This is a genomic window from Halomonas sp. CSM-2 (genome assembly GCF_002119345.1).
GTDB lineage: Bacteria > Pseudomonadota > Gammaproteobacteria > Pseudomonadales > Halomonadaceae > Vreelandella > Vreelandella janggokensis.
In genome coordinates, this window is the sequence record NZ_NBYR01000047.1 from 1 (window position 1) to 3,477 (window position 3,477).

Genomic DNA, 3,477 nt, shown 5'->3' on the forward strand with positions numbered 1-3,477 from the left:
GGCGTGCTGCTGATCAACCAGGGCCTGCCACTGTTCCGGCGTACGGTGCTTTTTCATGGGGGTAACCTCGTGTTGGAAAATATGAGGTTACTGTAGGGCGATTTTCAGCGGGGTGGCAGGACGTCCTGGAATGAACGCTTACTGTTTACCTCCACTACGTGCTGGACGCATGGTTCGAAGCAGAGGTTAAACCACGACTTCGAGGTCGTGCGTTTGAGGTGCGGTTTGCCGACGACGCCATCCTGGCGTTCAACAATGAAGCCGATGCCCGCAAGGTGCTGGAGGTACTGCCCAAGCGCTTCGCGCGTTTTGGTCTTACCCTACACCCCGACAAAACACGGCTGGTGCGGTTCCGACCGCAACGCGAGCAACGTGCTGAGACCTTCGATTTCCTGGGATTTACCCATTATTGGGGAAAATCTCGCCGGAACCGTTTGATCATCAAACGGAAAACGGCCAAAGGGCGCTTCCAGCGAGGCCTGAAACGCATCGCGTGGTGGTGTCGCAGGTATCGGCATCTGCCGATCGTTGAGCAGTATCGGATGTTGAGACGCAAGATTCAGGGGCACTTCGCTTACTACGGTATTCGCGGCAATATGAAATGTCTGCAAGGGTTTCGTTACCGCGTGGAACGTCTCTGGATCAAGTGGTTGAGTCGTCGATCCCAGAAAGCGCATATTGCCTGGGATCAAGCACGGCAGATACTGCAGCGACTTCCTCTTCCGATGCCGAGAATCGTACATTCATGTTAATCCTTCAGCGAAGCTGATGACTGAGGAGCCGGATGCGTCAATCGCGCACGTCCGGATCTGAGGGGGGCCGGGTCGAGTAATCGCCCGGTCTACCCGACCCATAACTCGCTAAAGGCTGAGAGGGCATCGTGGTTAAGTTGATCTCCATGATAAAGCGGTCTGCTGCTCAAATGGTGTTTCATCACGATGGCCCTCTGCCATCCTTATGTTCGGAGCTGCTATCGTCCGACAGAAATTCATCGCGCACGCGCTGGCTGTCATCGTTGTTGCGGCTGGCAGCACGTGCTTGCTCTTGAGCTTCTCGTTCGGCGCGCGCTGTCTCTCGACGGGCATGAAGTTGCCGAGCGGCGCCACGAACCCGCCAGGCAACATAAATTCCCCCCAACGCCAGCAATGTCAAAACAACGATGTTGAATAGCGGGAAGTGACGGTAGTCCGGCTCGACCTGCCAGATCTTCACGGCGTTTGGAAACATCGAAAAGATCGGGACACGCCAGCCGTAATGCCGAACGGCCACTAAGTTATTTTCGTCCTGTGAAATCGAGCGAGCACGGGTGTGCAGGTCGGAGCTATCGAATTTTCCATACAAAATTGCATCTTCATTGCGGTAATTTCGTGGATCACCTTCCTGAGTTTCTGCAAGGATAAAGTACACGTCCATGGTGCTGACAGAGCCAGCGGCTTCGCTCTCGTTGTTATTCTGGGTATCTACCCGCTTAACATCTGTACCGATCAGGCGCACGACATCAACCTGCGGTAGGGCATAGTGCAAGGCGGCTCCGACTACGATCAAAGCCGTGCCAGCCAGGGCGTATCCAAGGCGTTTCATTGATAATTTCCCTGAGGGTCAAGGTTTAGTAGCGACATGTTCTGGTACGGACAGCTCAGTATCTACACTATTAGCTCCAACCTAATACGATGTCCATTGTGCTCAGCAGCAAGGCTTTGGCAGGTTGCACTTTAAAGGCACGAAAATAGAGATTTACTCGTTAAGTATAAATATGATTATTCAAAAATCCATAGAATTACGCTAAAAAATATATTAGGATAAATGCCTGTGCGTAATTTTTCACGCATCCGTGTCCATTGAAATCAGTGCTTTACTGGCCATTTTTACGCCCGTTTAATTGTGCCCAGGCACTTAATGGCGCTTTTGTGATGTGCTATATGGCTTATATCAAAAATACAAGGACGTAAAGTAATGAAAAGGTGGATTGTTTTTTTTACTGTTCCAATACTGACAATAATTATTCTGAAGTTGCTCTTAGCTTTTATAATGGGTTATATATTCCAGATTGATCCTGTTGGATTTTGGGGAGTTACTGCAAGCTTTATTGTGAATTTGTTTTTTGGTATGACGATTTTTCATTGTTCTCCTGGCAAAAATGTCAATTTGGCTTATTTTTTTGCATTCATATACTCTGCATTTGGAGTATATATTGGATTATCTAGTGAAGGGCAGGTAATGCAAGTTATGGGAGAAAGTGTAATTACTGAATTCTCATGGGTTAAAGAAATTATTTTAGTGTTCGGGATTTTCTCTGGTATTTTTGGAGCTTTTGAGAGTGAAAAAGAAGAGCGCGCCTAATTTAGCATGGTCACTCGTTTAATAGCTCTGCTCCGCTACTTGATAATAAGACATCAAAGCTGTGATTTTCAACCCAGTCGTGTGCCGGACCGGTGAGCTGAGAGGTTCACGCCGGGTTCTGAGATCAGTTGAGGGGCAGTTCCCTAGTACTACAGCCGTAACTACTGAAGTGATCGTTCATGTGCTGCCATCCGGGCTTGCTGCTGCCGACGGTGGCACTGCCAAGCCCGGTACTGATGCTTTCGTCGCCAATTCGACCAGCAAAGCGCATGGGATAACGCTTGCTGTCCTCGCCATAGCCATCGTCCTATCAACCGCCTGATTTCGGGGAGTGTCCACGAAATCCTGTCGATTACGGTTTTTTTTGCTGCTGGTTCTCCTGCCGAATTGCTACTAGCAAGCCATGGGCCAACAGCGACAAGATGATGTGGCGATACCAGCTTCCCCAGCGCCTCACTTCATACTCATCTAGGCCACACTCTCCCTTCGCCGTCTGAAAACCCTGCTCGATTTTCCAGCGCTGTCCTGCGACGCGTACCAATGTCTCGATCGACACCCAGTCTTTGGGAGCGTGAACCACATAATAGGCTAACTCATCCGGTTTCGTGAGGCTGCGTCTGATCAACAGATAATGCACCCAGCGAAGAGCCTCTTTCGTAGGCTTCAGCCTCATCAGAGGCGCCAAGGCCCATTCATACCGGTGCTCCCCCTTGCTGCCTGAACCGGCAGACAACGTCTGCCATTCGTCACCCGGGAGTGCTTTTGCAATCTCGTCAGCCCGCGTGTGTTGAAAGCTCTGCCACCACAAGGGTTCGTGGCAGGCGACCTCTAAAACAAAGGGCTGTGATCGCTCCTCTAGCCACAAACGCAGGCTGCGGATGCCGCCATAAACACTATCCCCAGTCACCCAGGCGGCCGGTATTTCCTGATTTAGCGCACGCGCCAGCATCTGGCGAGCGAGTTCGGGCTTGCTGGCAAATTCGACATCTATAGTGGACCCTGAAATCAAGACACTGGTTTAAGATATGCCGAGGCCGATTTCGAAGGGACCAGAGATGTCGAAACAGAAACGTAACACCCACTCACCGGAGCTGAAGGCCAAGGTCGCCCTGGAGGCTGTCCGTGGCCTGAAGACGG

General features: G+C 50.9%; 5 protein-coding genes. 2 read left to right on the top strand and 3 right to left on the bottom strand.

Annotated elements, in window-relative coordinates; all coding sequences use genetic code 11:
* Positions 1-218: 218 nt before the first annotated feature.
* The gene (locus B7L15_RS19195; protein WP_217808085.1) at positions 219-752 is read left to right on the top strand and encodes a reverse transcriptase domain-containing protein; all 534 of its coding nucleotides are present in this window, start codon (positions 219-221) and stop codon (positions 750-752) included.
* A gap of 181 nt (positions 753-933) precedes the next feature.
* Here the strand turns inward: B7L15_RS19195 and B7L15_RS19200 are convergent, their stop codons facing one another.
* Positions 934-1,581 (bottom strand): DUF1523 family protein, encoded by a 648-nt coding sequence (locus B7L15_RS19200; RefSeq protein WP_085920489.1) that lies wholly within the window; start codon positions 1,579-1,581, stop codon positions 934-936.
* A 372-nt stretch (positions 1,582-1,953) separates the two neighbouring features.
* Between B7L15_RS19200 and B7L15_RS19205 the strand changes: the two genes are divergently transcribed.
* On the top strand, positions 1,954-2,340 hold the full coding sequence (locus B7L15_RS19205; RefSeq protein ID WP_085920490.1) for a hypothetical protein: 387 nt from the start codon (positions 1,954-1,956) through the stop codon (positions 2,338-2,340).
* A gap of 124 nt (positions 2,341-2,464) precedes the next feature.
* Here the strand turns inward: B7L15_RS19205 and B7L15_RS19650 are convergent, their stop codons facing one another.
* Together B7L15_RS19650 and B7L15_RS19210 are read right to left on the bottom strand one after the other, a co-directional pair.
* Positions 2,465-2,611, bottom strand: a complete 147-nt coding sequence (locus B7L15_RS19650) for a hypothetical protein (RefSeq protein WP_176243740.1) — start codon at positions 2,609-2,611, stop codon at positions 2,465-2,467.
* An 81-nt stretch (positions 2,612-2,692) separates the two neighbouring features.
* A complete protein-coding gene (locus B7L15_RS19210; RefSeq protein ID WP_085920491.1) occupies positions 2,693-3,349 on the bottom strand; it encodes an IS701 family transposase in 657 nt (218 codons plus the stop codon).
* Positions 3,350-3,477 lie beyond the last annotated feature (128 nt).

Coding starts and splice junctions, on each gene's coding strand:
- B7L15_RS19200 (WP_085920489.1), bottom strand. CDS start 1,581: ATGAAACGCCTTGGATACGCCCTGGCTGGCACGGCTTTGATCGTAGTC.
- B7L15_RS19650 (WP_176243740.1), bottom strand. CDS start 2,611: ATGCGCTTTGCTGGTCGAATTGGCGACGAAAGCATCAGTACCGGGCTT.
- B7L15_RS19205 (WP_085920490.1), top strand. CDS start 1,954: ATGAAAAGGTGGATTGTTTTTTTTACTGTTCCAATACTGACAATAATT.